The sequence below is a fragment of the Salmonella sp. SSDFZ54 genome (genome assembly GCF_004010735.1).
Classification (GTDB): Bacteria; Pseudomonadota; Gammaproteobacteria; order Enterobacterales; family Enterobacteriaceae; genus Salmonella; species Salmonella enterica.
The window spans coordinates 526,362-542,840 of the sequence record NZ_CP034819.1 but is presented as its reverse complement, the minus strand read 5'-3'; the positions used below and the strand labels follow the sequence as shown (position 1 = coordinate 542,840).

14 protein-coding genes are annotated in these 16,479 nt (G+C 53.2%); 5 read left to right on the top strand and 9 right to left on the bottom strand.

Features of this window, described 5'->3' with window-relative positions:
* Nucleotides 1-60: 60 nt before the first annotated feature.
* From cadB to hmpA, 3 genes are all read right to left on the bottom strand, one after another.
* Nucleotides 61-1,392, bottom strand: a complete 1,332-nt coding sequence (cadB, locus tag EOS97_RS02540; protein ID WP_000100008.1) for a cadaverine/lysine antiporter — start codon at nt 1,390-1,392, stop codon at nt 61-63.
* 360 nt (nt 1,393-1,752) lie between these two features.
* Nucleotides 1,753-3,297, bottom strand: a complete 1,545-nt coding sequence (cadC, locus tag EOS97_RS02535) for a lysine decarboxylation/transport transcriptional activator CadC (RefSeq protein WP_001187146.1) — start codon at nt 3,295-3,297, stop codon at nt 1,753-1,755.
* Nucleotides 3,298-3,478: 181 nt separating this feature from the next.
* Nucleotides 3,479-4,669: an NO-inducible flavohemoprotein gene (gene hmpA / locus EOS97_RS02530; protein WP_000883090.1), complete on the bottom strand. Its 1,191-nt coding sequence runs from the start codon at nt 4,667-4,669 to the stop codon at nt 3,479-3,481.
* A 324-nt stretch (nt 4,670-4,993) separates the two neighbouring features.
* Between hmpA and glyA the strand changes: the two genes are divergently transcribed.
* Both glyA and EOS97_RS02520 read left to right on the top strand, forming a co-directional pair.
* Nucleotides 4,994-6,247, top strand: coding sequence for a serine hydroxymethyltransferase (gene glyA, locus EOS97_RS02525; protein WP_000919178.1), 1,254 nt, complete (start codon nt 4,994-4,996; stop codon nt 6,245-6,247).
* Between the two features lie 195 nt (nt 6,248-6,442).
* The gene (locus EOS97_RS02520; RefSeq protein WP_001173729.1) at nt 6,443-7,582 is read left to right on the top strand and encodes a 3-phenylpropionate MFS transporter; all 1,140 of its coding nucleotides are present in this window, start codon (nt 6,443-6,445) and stop codon (nt 7,580-7,582) included.
* Here the strand turns inward: EOS97_RS02520 and csiE are convergent.
* On the bottom strand, nt 7,577-8,854 hold the full coding sequence (gene csiE / locus EOS97_RS02515) for a stationary phase inducible protein CsiE (RefSeq protein WP_000982961.1): 1,278 nt from the start codon (nt 8,852-8,854) through the stop codon (nt 7,577-7,579). The genes EOS97_RS02520 and csiE overlap by 6 nt on opposite strands.
* 125 nt (nt 8,855-8,979) lie before the next feature.
* On the opposite strand from csiE, the gene EOS97_RS02510 reads away from it, so the two are divergent.
* Both EOS97_RS02510 and EOS97_RS02505 read left to right on the top strand, forming a co-directional pair.
* Entirely contained in the window at nt 8,980-9,618 is a 639-nt protein-coding gene (locus EOS97_RS02510; protein ID WP_000805728.1) for a DUF1007 family protein, read from the top strand.
* Nucleotides 9,609-10,595: a nickel/cobalt transporter gene (locus tag EOS97_RS02505; protein ID WP_000111004.1), complete on the top strand. Its 987-nt coding sequence runs from the start codon at nt 9,609-9,611 to the stop codon at nt 10,593-10,595. Before EOS97_RS02510 ends, EOS97_RS02505 begins: the two co-directional genes overlap by 10 nt.
* Here the strand turns inward: EOS97_RS02505 and asrC are convergent, their stop codons facing one another.
* From asrC to suhB, 5 genes are all read right to left on the bottom strand, one after another.
* Entirely contained in the window at nt 10,596-11,609 is a 1,014-nt protein-coding gene (asrC, locus tag EOS97_RS02500; RefSeq protein WP_000020685.1) for a sulfite reductase subunit C, read from the bottom strand. It abuts the gene before it with no gap.
* 10 nt (nt 11,610-11,619) lie between these two features.
* Nucleotides 11,620-12,438, bottom strand: coding sequence for an anaerobic sulfite reductase subunit AsrB (gene asrB, locus EOS97_RS02495; RefSeq protein ID WP_000017587.1), 819 nt, complete (start codon nt 12,436-12,438; stop codon nt 11,620-11,622).
* Nucleotides 12,439-12,441: 3 nt separating this feature from the next.
* A complete protein-coding gene (gene asrA / locus EOS97_RS02490) occupies nt 12,442-13,485 on the bottom strand; it encodes an anaerobic sulfite reductase subunit AsrA (RefSeq protein ID WP_000985209.1) in 1,044 nt (347 codons plus the stop codon).
* 181 nt (nt 13,486-13,666) lie between these two features.
* Nucleotides 13,667-14,545, bottom strand: a complete 879-nt coding sequence (locus EOS97_RS02485; RefSeq protein ID WP_000174944.1) for an alpha/beta hydrolase — start codon at nt 14,543-14,545, stop codon at nt 13,667-13,669.
* Nucleotides 14,546-14,689: 144 nt separating this feature from the next.
* The gene (gene suhB, locus EOS97_RS02480) at nt 14,690-15,493 is read right to left on the bottom strand and encodes an inositol-1-monophosphatase (RefSeq protein WP_000553473.1); all 804 of its coding nucleotides are present in this window, start codon (nt 15,491-15,493) and stop codon (nt 14,690-14,692) included.
* A gap of 118 nt (nt 15,494-15,611) precedes the next feature.
* On the opposite strand from suhB, the gene trmJ reads away from it, so the two are divergent.
* On the top strand, nt 15,612-16,343 hold the full coding sequence (trmJ, locus tag EOS97_RS02475) for a tRNA (cytosine(32)/uridine(32)-2'-O)-methyltransferase TrmJ (RefSeq protein WP_000940032.1): 732 nt from the start codon (nt 15,612-15,614) through the stop codon (nt 16,341-16,343).
* Nucleotides 16,344-16,479: the final 136 nt, after the last annotated feature.

The following is a 16,479-nucleotide window of genomic DNA, read 5'->3' as shown; positions in this document are numbered from 1 at the left end:
GCCCCTCCCGCTACGCTATAGCAGGTGACGAAAGGGGCTTTGAGAAAAAGGAGTTAGCGGTTAAAGCGCTTCAGCCGTATTGTTGTCGCTGTCGTTGTTCTGGCGCTGGTGCATTTTGCGACCGTAGAACATCAGGATGATCAGACTGACGATAAAGGTGCCGGAGAGTTCGAAGGAGCTGGCGCCCATCAGTGCGATGAAGCAAAATGCGCAGCCCAGTACAGAACAAATCAGGCTTACCGAGTTACGGATGTTGAACCCTTCGAAGCGAATCAGGTCAACACAGGAGTAGAAGTACGGCAGCATGGTAAGCAGTACGGCAATCCCGGTCAGTTCGCCGAACAGGTCGGACGCTTTACCGCCGCTGGAGTTCATGATGGTGATCAGAATCATCAGCGCCGTCATTTTCACCGCAGCCAACAGCAGACCTTTTTTCGGAATACCGTTTTTATCCATTTCACCGTAAATTTTCGGGAAGTTGCCGTCGTTGGCGGCGCGAACCCCAGCCTGGCCGACCAGCATCATCCAGGAGCCCAGAGACGTCAGGCAGGCGAAAGCGGTAAAGGCGGAAACCAGCGGCGCAGCCCAGCCACCCAGAATCGTGGAGGTACTGATAGCGAACGGCGCGCCGGAAGAGGCCATAACGGAAGCTGGGAACATCCCGGCGATAACCTGAGTCGCGGCGATATAGATGATGCCTGCCAGCGCGGTACCCAGCATGGTTGCCAGCGGTACGGTGCGTTTCGGGTTTTTCACCATGCCGGTGCTGACGGCGGCAGACTCAACGCCAACGAACGCCCACAGGCAGAGCAGAATACTTTTAACAATGGCGTGAGAGTCGGTCGTCGTGGACGTGTTCCAGTTCGCGTGATAGGTCGCGATATCGAACCAATGCCAGCCGGCGACTGCGGTCAAGACTACCGGGATCAGCACCAGGAATAGGCCAATCGTTGTCAAGCGGCTGACCCAGGCCCCACCCAGCATATTAATAAAGGTGAACAGCCAGACGATAGCAATACAGGCAATACCTGCCGGTATTGGATTATTTAATGCCGGGAAGAACGTAGAAAGATAAGAAACAGCGGTAATGCCGATGGCTAAGTTACCAATCCAGTTTGCGTGATAATAAAGAACGCCGGTCTGGAAACCAAACGCCGGAGATATTTCCCCAGCATAAGCGATAGGGCCACCCTGTTGAGGGTTTTTGGTTGCCAGCCTCGCATAAACATAAGCCAGCGACATTGCCCCAATAATAGAAATTACCCAGCCCCAGATGGCAATGCCACCAATACTGGCAAGGTTGGCGGGTAATAATGCAATCCCGCTCCCCATCATATTACCGGCAACGACGCCAGTACAGGCAAATAGCCCGATCTTTTTGACAGAACTCATGTTCATTTCTCCTGAGCTGTATTTTTAAGAACCGGGCTTATGCTTCATATATGCTGCGTGCCCGTTCAACTGTCGACAAGATTAACGAATGGGTTGAGATAAGTCCTAAAGAAAAAGTGAAATAAACACAAACATGAAAAAACTGATAGATTGATTTTTTTGAATTAACATATAAACATCATGGAAAATATCATGAAAGGATAAACATCGTTTAATTACAAAGGGTTATATTTACATTTCTTTGCGATGAATATGTTGTCAAAATTAACATAAGCTATTTTTGGCAACATATTTTTCACAAAATAAAAGCGAAAAATTTAATATCTTTTCGCTTTTATTTGTCATGGTTTAGCGTTAAATTTAATCTTCTGCCAGAAAACTATTCAGATAAGGGACAATTTTCTGAACGGATGTCTGAAATACGCCGTTCTCGATCCAGTACAGCGTATTTTCACCTGGACGTAAATTAAAGGCGGTCAGATAGGCATCAGCGGCCAGACGATTCTCACCTTTCATTTCGTAAACTTTCCCCAACAGGACATAGTTAAACCACGACATTTCAAGCTCGATGCTTTTATTGATTTCCTCATACGCTGCATCGATATCACCTTTGCCCAAAAGATCAACGGTCTTGATTTTATAATAAACAGACGTTTTCTCAACGCCCGGAATTTGATCTATTTTTTTAAACTCTTCGTTCAGCGCAGCCACTTGTTCTTTATCAAACGGCTGTTGTGATTGCCGTAATACATCTACCAGCACTTTATATTCATAGGCATAGTTGAAATCAGGCGTTTCCTTAATAATGCCATTCAGAATATCGCTGGCTTTACTTAGCGCCTGCGCATCGCCGCTCAGAATAAGCTGGCGCGCCTCATAAAAACGCATCAGCGCGGTATTTTGCGGCGTTCTGAACAGGGCCAGTTGTTCTCGCATACGATTAGGCCAGGGCTGTGTTAAAACGAAAGACAGGCTATTAAACAGATCATCCTGGATGGACAACTGGTTAGTATTGGTGACGAAATAACGCTTATCCAGCATGGTTGAACCATCGGCGTTATCAATGAGCACCACAGACATAAAGCACTGCTGCGCCCGATAGTGGCGCTGATTGACAAACTGAATGGTTAACGTCTTACCGGAGCTGCTTGGCTCATTGACCCGGTAATTAGTTTTATCGTGCACCATAAAGGTCGAGTAGGTGTTCAGCAGGTCGGTGATTAAGCCGCCCAGACCGATGGCGTAGGACTCCTGCGAGACCCAGTTATTACAGGAATTGCCGCCTTCAAAACGAACATCTATATCTCGTGGGTTAAGTAATAACCGCGTTTTTGTTACCGCGGCATTATGATCTACCACCGACATCACGATAAACACCACCAGCGTCGCCAGCGAGAGCAGGAACATCACCCACGTCCAGAAAGCGGCGATACGCGGCTTTTTCGCCTTTTTAGTCGGCGTTTGCAAAGAGGCGGGCGGCACAGGCGCAGCGGCAGGAACCCCCTCCGTCGGTTCTGCATTCGTCGCTGCGATCGGCGGCGGCGGCGACGTTGATGAATTATCGATCTCATCGCTATTTTCTTCGCACCAGATAACCGGCGCCGTCAGCTTATAGCCGCGTTTAGGTACGGTAACGATGTATTCAGCATTGCTGTCTCCGCCATCTCTTAATGATTTGCGTAGTTCAGAAATGCTTTGGGTGACAACATGGTTGGTCACGATGGTGCGCATCCAGACATGATCAATAATGTTATCCCGGCTTAACACTTCATCCGGATGATGCGCAAAATACATCAGAAGATCGATCAGCCGTGGTTCAAGAGTAATCTGGCGTCCCTGACGACTGATCTGATTAACAGAAGGTGTAACCAGCCACTCTCCAATGCGTACAACAGGTTGCTGCATAAAAAGATGCCCTAACGAGCTAAGTCAAACGTTAATAATAACACGATTTGCACAGACTTTTTTTATTCCCCTTTTTTGTAAAAGAAAGGCATAAAAAGCAGCGCAATAAGCAGGGGAACGGGGAGGAAAACGGGCGTTCGCCTTAACGATAACGCCCGTTTTTTCAGAGGATTTCTTGCAATTACAGCACTTTATGCGGGCCGAAGCATTCGTAATGAATGTTTTCGTGATTCACGCCAAGGGAAACCAGTTGTTTTGCGGCAAACTGCATAAAGCCTACCGGGCCGCAAAGATAGAACTGCATTGCCGGATCGCTGATTGCGGCTTCCAGTTTGCTTAAATCCATCAGCCCTTCGCTGTCAAAGACGCGTTGGGCGCGATCGGCCTCGGTCGGTTCGCGGTACCAGGTATGGGCAGTGAAACGCGGCAGTGTACGGCCCAGCTCGCTCACTTCGTCGGCAAACGCATGAACGTCGCCGTTCTCCGCCGCGTGGAACCAGTTCACCTGCGCGGTATGCTGTTCTTTCGCCAGCGTATCGAGCATCGCCAACATCGGCGTCTGGCCGACGCCAGCGGAAATCAGCGAAACGGGGGTATCAGCGGCGACATTCATAAAGAAGTCACCTGCCGGCGCAGCCAGATGCACCACATCGCCTACGCTGGCGTGATGGTGTAACCAGTTTGATACCTGGCCGCCGTCTTCACGCTTCACGGCAATACGGTACCCTTTGCCATCGGGTTTACGGGTCAGTGAATATTGGCGGATCTCCTGATGCGCAAAACCTTCCGGCTTCAGCCAGACCCCTAGATACTGCCCGGGACGGTATTCCGCCACCGTACCGCCGTCGACTGGTTCAAACTCAAAGCTGGTGATCAGTGCGCTACGCGGGGTTTTTGCAACGATGCGGAAGGGGCGCGTGCCTTCCCAGCCGCCGTCTTTGCTGGCGTTCTCGTGATAAATCTCGGCTTCCCGATGAATAAAGACGTTAGCCAGTACGCCATAGGCTTTGCCCCACGCGTCCAGCACTTCCTGGCCCGGGTTGAACATTTCGTCCAGCGTCGCCAGCAGATGTGTCCCGACGATGTTGTACTGCTCCGGCTTAATCTGGAAGCTGGTGTGCTTCTGCGCGATTTTTTCTACCGCCGGCAGCAACGCCGGTAAATTTTCGATATTGCTGGCGTAGGCCGCGATAGCATTAAACAGGGCTTCACGCTGGGAGGCGTTACGCTGGTTGCTCATATTGAAGATTTCTTTGAGCTCCGGATTATGCGTAAACATACGGTCGTAGAAGTGGGCGGTCAGTTTCGGTCCTGTTTCAACCAGCAGGGGAATGGTGGCCTTTACTGTAGCGATGGTTTGTGCGTCAAGCATACGTGCTTCCTTTATGTGAAAATCTAATGATGTATATCAAATGCATCTTATAAAAATACCCTTGCATTGTAAATGGATCTTCTCTGCTTTACGTTATGGAGGTAACAACGTGAAAAATCTGCATCACAAAGCTGAAAAGAAATCCGTTGAAATTCGTCAGGCTCTCGTTCAGGAAACCCTTATCTGACGCACAGGTAATCGTTTGCGTAAAAACCTTTGTCAAGACCTGTTATCGAAGAATGATTCGGTTATACTGTTGGCCGAAGTCCCACGGACTGCCTTTTCAGGCACAAATTTTATTGTTAGCTGAGTCAGGAGATGCGGATGTTAAAGCGTGAAATGAACATTGCCGATTATGATGCCGAGTTGTGGCAGGCTATGGAGCAGGAAAAAGTACGTCAGGAAGAGCACATCGAACTGATCGCCTCCGAAAACTACACCAGCCCGCGCGTGATGCAGGCGCAGGGGTCTCAGCTGACCAACAAATACGCTGAAGGATATCCGGGCAAGCGCTACTACGGCGGTTGCGAATACGTTGATGTCGTAGAGCAGCTGGCTATCGACCGCGCGAAAGAACTGTTCGGCGCCGACTACGCTAACGTGCAGCCGCACTCCGGTTCTCAGGCTAACTTCGCTGTTTACACCGCGCTGCTGCAGCCGGGCGACACCGTTCTGGGTATGAACCTGGCGCAGGGCGGCCACCTGACTCACGGCTCCCCGGTTAACTTCTCCGGTAAACTGTACAACATCGTACCTTACGGTATCGATGAGTCCGGTAAAATTGACTATGACGAGATGGCGAAGCTGGCCAAAGAGCACAAGCCGAAGATGATTATCGGTGGCTTCTCTGCCTACTCCGGCGTGGTTGACTGGGCAAAAATGCGTGAAATCGCTGACAGCATCGGCGCATACCTGTTTGTCGACATGGCGCACGTGGCGGGCCTGATTGCCGCAGGCGTTTACCCGAACCCGGTTCCGCACGCTCACGTTGTCACCACCACCACCCACAAAACCCTGGCGGGTCCGCGCGGCGGCCTGATCCTGGCGAAGGGCGGCGATGAAGAGCTGTACAAAAAACTGAACTCCGCCGTGTTCCCAAGCGCGCAGGGCGGCCCGCTGATGCACGTGATCGCGGGTAAAGCGGTAGCGCTGAAAGAAGCGATGGAGCCGGAGTTCAAAGTTTACCAGCAGCAGGTGGCGAAAAACGCCAAAGCGATGGTAGAAGTGTTCCTGAACCGCGGCTACAAAGTGGTGTCTGGCGGCACTGAGAACCACCTGTTCCTGCTGGACCTGGTGGATAAAAACCTGACCGGTAAAGAAGCTGACGCCGCGCTGGGCCGTGCTAACATCACCGTGAACAAAAACAGCGTGCCGAACGATCCTAAGAGCCCGTTCGTGACCTCCGGTATCCGTATCGGTTCTCCGGCGGTTACTCGTCGCGGCTTCAAAGAAGCGGAAGTGAAAGAGCTGGCTGGCTGGATGTGTGACGTGCTGGACAACATCAATGATGAAGCCACCATTGAACGCGTGAAAGCGAAAGTACTGGATATCTGCGCCCGCTTCCCGGTTTACGCGTAAGCGTTTGTGTTGTGTAAATGTCCCGATGGCGCTGCGTCTGTCGGGCATTACTTATGCGCCATAACGTGACGCCGCCGGAAGTCATTATCCGGCGGCGTTGCCGTTTGAACTTCTCCCTCCGCCTGTTAACCTTATGTTACCCTTGCCAGCGCAACCGTTTACCGCCAGACTATCGCCTCCAAACGGGAGGGAATCATGGCATTGCATTCCACGCGCTGGCTGGCGCTCAGTTATTTCACCTACTTCTTTAGTTACGGTATTTTTCTGCCCTTCTGGAGCGTCTGGCTCAAAGGTCTTGGGCTAACGCCGGAAACCATCGGTCTTCTTCTGGGCGTGGGTCTGGTCGCGCGTTTTCTCGGTAGTCTGCTCATTGCGCCTCGCGTAAGCGATCCTTCGCGGTTGATCTCCGCGCTGCGCGTCCTGGCATTGCTGACGCTGGTATTTGCGCTGGCATTTTGGGCAGGAACGCATGTCGCGTGGCTAATGGTGGTGATGGTTGGGTTTAACCTCTTCTTTTCACCACTGGTGCCGCTGACCGATGCGCTGGCCAATACCTGGCAAAAGCAAATTACCCTGGACTATGGTCGGGTGCGGCTGTGGGGGTCCATCGCCTTCGTGATTGGGTCGGCGCTGACCGGTAAGCTGGTGAGTTTATACGATTACCAGGCGATTCTGGCGCTACTGACGCTCGGCGTCGCCTCGATGTTGCTGGGTATGTTGTTACGTCCCAGCGTGCCGCCGCAAGGGGAAAGCCGTCAGCAGGAGAGCGCAGGCTGGCCCGCCTGGCGTACGCTGGTGGCACAAAGTTGGCGTTTTCTCGCCTGCGTCTGTTTGCTGCAAGGGGCGCACGCCGCCTACTACGGTTTTAGCGCCATCTACTGGCAGGGGGCTGGCTATTCAGCATCGGCGGTCGGCTATTTATGGTCGTTGGGCGTGGTGGCGGAAGTGATCATTTTTGCCCTGAGTAAAAAGCTATTCCGCCGGTTTAGCGCCCGCGACTTGCTGTTGCTTTCCGCTGTGTGCGGCGTGGTACGCTGGGGACTGATGGGCTGGAGTACGGCGTTGCCGTGGCTGATTGTGATACAAATCCTGCACTGTGGCACGTTTACCGTTTGCCATCTGGCCGCCATGCGCTATATCGCTGCGCGTCAGGGAAGCGAGGTGATTCGTTTGCAGGCCGTCTATTCCGCTGTGGCGATGGGCGGCAGTATCGCGATTATGACGGTATTTGCCGGTTTTCTGTATCAACATCTGGGCGGCGGCGTATTCTGGATTATGGCGCTGGTGGCATTGCCCGCTATCTTCCTTCGGCCCAAAGTGGTTGCCGCGTCATGATTCCAGGATCTTGCGGATCTGCTGCTGTTGGTGCTCTGTGAGGGCGCGATCCGCATGAATTAATGGCGGTGAGAAGAGCGGTAGCGGCGTGGCGTAAGGGGTAACAATCAGCGCTACGCCGCGCGGGCATCCCTCTTTTTGAAACGCCTGGAGCGATATCCGTCTGATATTCAGCGGCAATAAGGTCAGTTCACGCAGTTGCTGCTCAATATGCGTCTCCAGCGCATCATTTTTATCCGCTAACAATACGATCTGTCTCTCATGCAAATCGTTATCCTGCATTAGCCAGGCGCCGAAAATCACTGCCACCAGCCCCGTCTCTTCCTCGGAAAAGTGGATACCATATTCGGCTTCAAACCCGGCGAGCGCCTCACGTGTGGTGCGAACCAGACGCGGATAAAGACGGTTGAACTCTTCCGGAAGCGTATTATCGATGCCAATCGTGAATAAACTTCGGTTCAGCGCCTGGGCGAGATGGACATACAGCTGATCGTTAAGCCCTTGTTCGTCGCTGAAGCGTACGTTCCCTTTTTCTCGAAAGCGCAGCACCAGCCGCGCCACCTCCAGTCGCAGTTGCTGCGCCCGTTGATGCGTGTCGCGAATCGGGTCGGGGAGGCGAATCATTGAAAACAGTAACGCCATAAACAGCGCTTCATTGAGCGGTGCGGCCTGCATCACGTGGCGCTGCCAGTGACGACCAATTTCCTGGGCGAGTGGATATTCCGCGCACGACTGCGCCCAAATCTGCTGCACAGGGTTGAATTCCGGGGTGATGCCGGCATGGTGTTGTAGCAGACAATACTGTAAAAAGAGACGCAGGAACTGCACGTCGCGATGTTCAAATGGTTTTTGCAACCGGCGGGCGCACAGATTGATGAGCGCGTGCAGATTAATATCGTCATACAGCGGACGCGCGATACCGCGCTGTTTTAGCGCGTTTTTTAAGGCCGGGGTAAACTGTTGCGTGACGAAGGTCGGGCATAAACGCAGGCCGCGCCTGAGCCAGTGTAAAAGGCAAAGGCGCTGATCGAGTGCTGTACCTTCGATCCGATAGCAACCGTTCTGGCATGTTGTGATGGCAAGGCGATGATAGCGCTGGATCTCCAGGCTTGTCTCAGTGATATCCTCACGGGCAGTATCATCATCAACGCCATTAAGCGCGCTGAAGATTTCCACCGTGGCAATTGGCTCCGGCTGGAAAAGCGTCAGCAATACCTGACAGCGGCGCTGGGGAGCGGAAAGTACAGATGGTGGGGCAATTGTCGGCATCATCTGTCAGGTCTCCCGTTAGTTTGTCTGGTAAGGATAGCTAAAGTTTGCGTGTGAAAAATGTGATAAGCGTGCTTTTAGGCCAGGAATGCTGAGGAACGTCACAGAATTTTTATCGCGAGGAACAGATGAAGCCAGTGAAACGCAGCGCCTTAACACTATTTCTTGCCGTTTTATCTTTCGTGGCGGCGGCGCATCCGCACAGCTTCATCCGTCTGCAAACGCAGGTGGTCAGTGAAAATGAGCAATTTGTGGCGTTAAAAATGCGCTGGACAATGGACGCGCTGACGTCCGCAGATCTGCTGTATGACGCCGGAAACGCGGCACCGGGGTCAGAAATATGGAAAAAGTTGGCGGCGGAAGTGATGGCTAACGTACTTGGGCAGCACTACTTTACAGAAGTGTGGCGCAATGGCGCGAAAGTGAAGTTTAAAAACAGGCCGACAGAATACGGTATGACGCGTGACGCGCATCAGGCGGTATTGACCTTTACGCTACCGCTGGCTGAACCGCAGCCGTTAAGCGGACAGACTTATACCTTTTCAACGTTTGATCCCTCTTATTATGTCGATATGCATTATGACCAGGACAGCGATATCACGATGCCGGAACCGCTGCGCGAAAAGTGTCGGATTCAGGTTTATACTCCTGCGCCCGGCGAAGAGACGCTACGTTTCGCCCAGTCGCTGGATAAAGAGGACGCGCCGCCGGAGGATATGGATTTAGGTAAACAGTTTGCCCAAACGGTGACCTTGCAATGTCAGTAATTTTTTCTCAACGCGCTCCGGGGCGACGCTGGCTCTCGCTGTGGCCACTGGCGTTATTCCTGCTGCTGATGCTGGTTGGCGGTCTGTGGATATGGCAGGCCTGGCCGCAGGTGATGTTGAAAAGCGCTCTTTGGCAGCGGGACGTAAATCAGCAGTTGAGCGCGCTGCTTAACGCGGTGGCGACGCATCCTGAGCGGGCGGGCGGATCGTTGCTTCTGCTGAGTTTTATGTATGGCGTGCTTCATGCGCTGGGGCCGGGACACGGCAAAGTGGTGATCGCGACATGGCTGGCGACGCATCCTTCGAAGCTGAAATCAAGTATCGTGTTAACCCTCGCCGCCGCGTTATTACAGGGGTTCGTGGCTATCGGGTTGGTGGTGGGCGTGCTGACCGTATTGCAACTTCCGGCCAGGCAGCTCCATCTGAGCGGTTTCTGGCTGGAAAAGGGGAGCTATGCGTTAGTTGGCGGGCTGGGCATCTTGCTGTGCTGGCGGGCCATAAAAAGGTTACGCGCGCTGCTACGTAAACCTGTCTTTATCGCTTTTACGCCGCGCCATGTTCACCATGAAAAATGCGGCTGCGGACATCAGCATCTACCGACGCAGGAACAATTGCATAGCGGCGATGACTGGCGCGCGCGACTCATGATCGTACTGTCTATGGGGATGCGGCCCTGTTCCGGCGCGATAATGGTGCTGTTATTCAGTAAAGTGATTGGCGTTTTTAGCTGGGGAATGGCGTCGGTACTGGCAATGGCGGCGGGAACCTCGCTAACGATTACCTCGCTGGCGCTGCTGGTACACACTTTTCGTGCTCTGGCGGTGAAACTCAGTGGAAACAAAGCGCCGGCGTTATGGCGGCAGGTAGGCTGGTCAACGCTGGCGCTGGCCGGAGGGGTCATACTGCTTGTTGCGGCGCTGGTCATGTGGTTTAGCGTGCCGCAGCCTGTGGGCGGGCTGCGGCCATGGCGTGGTTGATTAGTGCCCGGCGGGTTTGAGATGCATCCGCGCGACGGATTCGTCTTCGGCCCAGTAAATGCGTTCGGCGACCATCGCTTCCGGATTGAGCTGAACGCCGCGCAGTACCCGTTCTTTAAAACGCAGGTAGCCGCCTTTGTCGATCAGATGGCCCATATGGAGATAGATCGGTTTTCCGCCGAGCATCTCTTTTTCAAATTCATACAGGTTAACGATCACCTGCTTTATCACATCTTCAGTCACCCAGTTGAGGAAGAGCTTGCCGACGCGCGGCGTCTTTTTACTGGTGCGTCCGCCCAGACGGACTTGCCAGAGCTGATCCGGCTTACGTTGCCAGGCCAGCGTCGGACAGGCCAGCACGCACTCGCCGCAGCCGATACAGGCGGACTCTTCTTTGACCGCTTTGCCGTTCTTCAGCGCCAGGCAGCCTACCGCGTGGTGACTACAGGCCTTCACGCAGGCGCCGCAACCGATACAGCGATCGGCAGTGAAGCGCATTTTCGCCACGCCAATAATTCCCAGATCGGCCATTGACGCCTTCGCGCAATCATTCGGGCAGCCAACGATGACCGTTTTGAGATGATAAGGGCTGGGATAGACCAGTTTTTCAAGACGACGGGACAGACCGGTCGTGTCAGTGTTGGCTTTCTGGCAAATGCGGTTCCCCTGACAGGCGACAATATTTCGCCCGCCAATAGCGAGATAGCCCGCTTTGGTATCCTCAACCTGGACGTCGCACAGTTCTATTTCAATCTCGCGAAGAAACGGCTCCAGCGCGGCGTTCACGTTGTCGATATCTTCGTAACGGATACCCGGCATCGCCAGCTTCTGGCGGGTAGTGAGGTGAATTTGTCCGTTGCCCCAGGTTTCGGCGATGTCACGCGCCACCGTTAGCAAATGCGCGGGCAAAATACCGCCGGGAATGCGGACGCTGATCATGGCTTCGCCGCGCACTTTTGACAGGCGATATTCGTTTTTCGCACGGGCTTTAATGATATCAATATCAATGCTCATGATGTTCTCCTTAATCGGCAAAACGTTGCGCGACGGCGTAGTTAAATATCGGGCCGTCGGTGCAGACATACACTTCGCCCATACGGCAGTGGCCGCACTTCCCGACGGAGCAGGCCATCCGGCGTTCGTAGTCCACCCAAATTTGCTCCGGCTTGAGCCCTTTTTGCAGCAGCATTTTTACGGTAAAGGTAATCATTATTGGCGGCCCAACGACGATGGCCTGCATAGTGTCGATATCGCTAAGCGTCATGTCGGCAAGCCGATCGGTCACCCGGCCAATCTGGTAACGGTCATCAGCCTCGCCTTCATCCAGCGTGAGCACCAGATTATGTTTGCCGCGCCACGTCGCCATTTCTTCTTTGTACAGCACGCAATCGCGATTTTTATAGCCGAGAATCATATCCAGTTGACCAATTTCCTGGGGATTCTCAACGAAATAGCGCATTAAGCCTTTCACCGGCGCGACGCCCGTGCCGCCTGCGACAACCAGTAAGGGTTTATGGCGCAGCGTATCGACCGGATAGCCATTGCCATAGCAGCCGCGTAGCCACACGTTGTCGCCTTCTTTCAGCGTAAAGAGGGCGCTGGTCACTTTTCCGACATTACGAATCAGCAGATCTATCCAGCCGTCGCCGTAGTCGGAAACGGAGATGGGCGCTTCGCCGACGCGCGGCAGCGACACCTCAACAAATTGCCCCCAGTGCGCGGGAAAATCGACGGCCACGCGGAAATTCCACTCCAGCGGCGTGTGGCGAGTAATACTGAGGATGCGGTACGCCGCAGGCAGCAAACTGTGCTGCGGTTTATCATGACAGGAACAATGTGACATGCGTTATGCCTCCTCTGCCAGCGCCTGCCGAACGGCAGCAGTCATTTTATTGATAATCAAAGAAAATTTGATGTATTGCGGGCAGCGATCGTCGCAGCGGCCGCAGCCGACGCACATATGTTCAATGCCGTTGCGCGCTTTGTAGTCATTGACCTTATGCAGGGCGCGGTAGCGCAGACGCTCGCCGGGTTTTTCGCGAAAACCATGACCGCCGGCCATGTCGCTAAAGCCCGGCACCATGCAGCTTGCCCACTGGCGGCGGCGTTCGCCGCGCTGCGGATTTTCATCATAGGCGACGTCAAAGACGCTATAGCAGGTACAGGTTGGGCACCCGGTAGTGCAGCGGCCACAACTGATGCAGCGGCTGTCGTAGGCGTCCCATAGCGGGTGGCGGGTGAGAATGTCGCGAATTTTTTGCGGATCGCGGCAAACGCTGTCCGGCGTGACGACGGTTTCCCGGTTTTCGCTGACGAAAGAGGGGGTATAGTCAGCCTCCTGCCCCAGCCCTTGTATCGCCGCCTCGATAAAGGGATCGCGGATGCTGACAAGCGCGCCCTCATCGCTAAAACGCATGGCGGCGCTATAACAGTCAGTTTTATTGGTACCCATTGAGACGCAGAAACAATTTTCGAAGCTTTCTTCACACTCAATAAGGACGAAACGAATATGCTCCCGTAGCAGTTGATAACTGTAATCGGAATTATTCCCATTTGATAAATACATATAATCCAGCCGCGACATGGCGTTAATGTCGCAGGCGCGGGCAAAGATGATTATCGGGGAGGTGTCTGTCTCGGCAATTTGAATGGTGTCTTTATCGAAATAAAAGAGCGTTTCGGTGATAGGGGCGATAATGGTATTCGGCGACATGTGCGATTTCTCGTGCCAGATGAGATCGCGCCAGCCGCTAATCCGTTGATAAATAATGTTGTCAGTGTCGGAAAAACGTCCGCCGCGAAACTCTGCGGACGGGGCAAACACGCGCCATTTTTTGTTTAATCGCTGGATAAGCAAACTAAACTCGTCAGGCGTAATTTTGATAGCCATCACATACTCCACAGTAATATTCAGGAAAAACAAATGAAAATAAATTGTTATAAAAATCAGTTGAATATTACTGTTACGCTAGCGCTAATCCACCGCCTTCGCTAACGGGAAAAAATGGTTTTTACTATCGGTATAATAAATATATTCTTAATCATAAAATATGCATATATACAGCGTTGCGCTATTTAGCGGATAGCGCGGTCTGAATAAATTTAATCATCGCATCGCGGTAAAGGTTTGCATAACGTCCGGAAAAAGCATCAATGTGATCGCCGTCAGGAATGAAGATTTTTTGTTTGGGCTCCCGGGCGAGGGCATACAATTTCTCACTGTCCTGCCAGGGAATAACATGGTCTGCCGTGCCATGAAGAATCAATACCGGAATGGGGCTGACGCTGGCGATATTGCGATCCGCGCTATAGCGGTCATCAAGCAAATAGCCGCTGCCCGGGATCATCTGGTTGGCGATGGAGGAATAGGATAAAAATGTTGAGTCGAGAATAATCGCACGTATGCCCGCCTGGTCGGCGTAGCGCATATTTGCGCAGCCTACGCAGTGGCCTACGGCGGCCAGTACATTATTGCCGCCCAGGCTCTGCCCCAGCAGTACCAGGCGCTCGGGGTTAACGTCGGCGCGATGCCGCACATAATCTATCGCGCTTTTCGTATCGTCCAGTAGCCCCTCTTGTGATGGGGTGCCCTCAGATTCGCCAAACCCACGGTAATCAAACATAAACAGGTTTACGTTGCGTTCTGGCAGCCAACTGACTAACGGCCAGTGCGCCGACATATTTCCGGCGTTGCCATGGACATGAATCACCGTCGCGACGGCGTTTTCCGGCCTGCCGAAAGCAGTGGGAATAAACCAGCCGTGCAGATGCGTGCCATCTTTGGCGGTAAAGGTAATGGATTCAGCTTCGGCAGGGGTTGGCCCATAGACTTTATTGTCCGGGTAATAAAAGGCATTGATCGCTACGCGGGGTAGCAGATAAATACAGACCACAATGATAAACAGAATAAAAAGGGATTTGACGATGCGTCGGGTATGTTGAAGGGTCATGTTCGCTTCCTTGCCGCTTTATGCCAATAGCGGAGCAGGGAGCGATCGTACAAAAACATGCAGGCAAGTAAAGCGATGAGGCTGTGTTTAGGAAAAACGCCTGAAAAGGCACGGCGGATGAGTGGCCCCATCCGCCGAAGAGACTTAGCGCTTCAGCGCATCGCTCAGTTCGTCGCGCATATTCGCCAGCATGGCTTTAACGACGCGCGGATTCCCCGCCACGATATTACCGGTCATCATGTAGTTATGACCGCCGGTGAAATCGCTGACGATACCGCCCGCTTCACGAACCAGCAGTTCGCCCGCGGCGAAATCCCACGGACGAAGGCCAATTTCAAAGAAACCATCGACACGACCTGCAGCCACATAGGCCAGATCCAGCGCGGCGGAACCGGTGCGGCGGAAATCGGCGCATTCGGTGAACAGCTTGCCGATAATATTAATGTAGGTGGTCGCGTATTGTTTGGCTTTGAACGGGAAGCCGGTAGCGAGAATAGTGCCGTCCAGATCGCGCGCGGTACTGCCGCGCAGACGGTAGCCGTTCAGCTGCGCGCCCTGACCGCGGGTGGCGGTGAACAGTTCGTTACGCATCGGATCGTAAACGACAGCCACTTCAGTACGGCCTTTAATGCGTACAGCAATGGAAACAGAGAAGTGTGGCAGACGTTTGATGAAGTTGGTGGTGCCATCCAGCGGATCGATAACCCATTGAACATCCTGATCTGTGCCAACGTGCTCACCGCTTTCTTCGGTGATAATAGTGTGTTGCGGGTAAGATTTGCGAATGGTGTCGATAATTACCGCTTCAGCGGCCTTATCTACATTGGTCACAAAATCGTTACTGCCTTTTTGGCTCGCTTCTACAGCGTCCGGAGTTTCATAGTTTTTGGCAATTACATTACCCGCCTTGCGCGCTGCGCGCACGGCGATGGTCAGCATCGGATGCATCGGTCTCTCTCACTGGATGTTAAAGAACGGGAAAACGGCGCAGAGTATAGCAGCGAGATCGGAATCTGTCTTGGTTTTATGGTAAGATGTCAGAATAATCTTTAGCTGAAGAAAGACAATGCTGCAAAACATTCGAATTGTGCTGGTGGAAACCTCCCACACCGGCAATATGGGCTCCGTGGCTCGCGCTATGAAAACCATGGGCTTAACTAACCTGTGGCTGGTAAACCCGCTGGTGAAACCGGACTCCCAGGCCATCGCTCTGGCGGCAGGCGCCAGCGATGTGATCGGTAATGCGCAGATCGTCGATACGCTGGACGAAGCGTTGGCTGGCTGTAGCCTGGTGGTCGGCACCAGCGCCCGTTCCCGCACTCTGCCGTGGCCGATGCTTGATCCGCGCGAGTGCGGCTTAAAAAGCGTGGCGGAAGCGGCAAATACGCCGGTTGCGCTGGTTTTTGGTCGTGAGCGTGTCGGGCTGACTAACGATGAGTTGCAAAAATGCCATTATCACGTCGCGATTGCCGCTAACCCGGAGTACAGCTCGTTGAATCTGGCGATGGCGGTACAGGTCATCGCGTATGAAGTCCGTATGGCCTGGCTGGCGACGCAGGAAAACGGCGACGCGGCAGATCATGAAGAGACGCCGTATCCGCTGGTGGACGATCTTGAACGTTTCTACGGCCATCTGGAGCAGACGTTGCTCTCCACTGGCTTTATTCGCGAAAACCATCCGGGGCAGGTGATGAATAAATTGCGCCGTCTGTTTACCCGCGCCCGCCCGGAAAGCCAGGAGTTGAATATTCTGCGTGGGATTCTGGCGTCTATTGAGCAGCAGAATAAAGGCAAGTAACCGCGTTAATGCCGCACGGAACGCTAAATACCTGACTAATTTACTCAAGTAAATAGTTGACCAAATTACTCGGGAATGTCAGACTTGTCCCTGCTATGCAATACCCCCATTTTACAATAAAAAACCCCGGGCAGGG

Bases quoted from the DNA above. Each gene is read 5' to 3' on its own strand.
- glyA (WP_000919178.1), top strand. From the start codon at position 4,994: ATGTTAAAGCGTGAAATGAACATTGCCGATTATGATGCCGAGTTGTGG.
- trmJ (WP_000940032.1), top strand. From the start codon at position 15,612: ATGCTGCAAAACATTCGAATTGTGCTGGTGGAAACCTCCCACACCGGC.
- EOS97_RS02510 (WP_000805728.1), top strand. From the start codon at position 8,980: ATGAAGCCAGTGAAACGCAGCGCCTTAACACTATTTCTTGCCGTTTTA.
- suhB (WP_000553473.1), bottom strand. From the start codon at position 15,493: ATGCATCCGATGCTGACCATCGCCGTGCGCGCAGCGCGCAAGGCGGGT.
- cadB (WP_000100008.1), bottom strand. From the start codon at position 1,392: ATGAGTTCTGTCAAAAAGATCGGGCTATTTGCCTGTACTGGCGTCGTT.
- hmpA (WP_000883090.1), bottom strand. From the start codon at position 4,669: ATGCTTGACGCACAAACCATCGCTACAGTAAAGGCCACCATTCCCCTG.
- EOS97_RS02485 (WP_000174944.1), bottom strand. From the start codon at position 14,545: ATGACCCTTCAACATACCCGACGCATCGTCAAATCCCTTTTTATTCTG.
- asrC (WP_000020685.1), bottom strand. From the start codon at position 11,609: ATGAGCATTGATATTGATATCATTAAAGCCCGTGCGAAAAACGAATAT.
- cadC (WP_001187146.1), bottom strand. From the start codon at position 3,297: ATGCAGCAACCTGTTGTACGCATTGGAGAGTGGCTGGTTACACCTTCT.
- EOS97_RS02505 (WP_000111004.1), top strand. From the start codon at position 9,609: ATGTCAGTAATTTTTTCTCAACGCGCTCCGGGGCGACGCTGGCTCTCG.
- EOS97_RS02520 (WP_001173729.1), top strand. From the start codon at position 6,443: ATGGCATTGCATTCCACGCGCTGGCTGGCGCTCAGTTATTTCACCTAC.
- asrB (WP_000017587.1), bottom strand. From the start codon at position 12,438: ATGTCACATTGTTCCTGTCATGATAAACCGCAGCACAGTTTGCTGCCT.
- csiE (WP_000982961.1), bottom strand. From the start codon at position 8,854: ATGATGCCGACAATTGCCCCACCATCTGTACTTTCCGCTCCCCAGCGC.
- asrA (WP_000985209.1), bottom strand. From the start codon at position 13,485: ATGGCTATCAAAATTACGCCTGACGAGTTTAGTTTGCTTATCCAGCGA.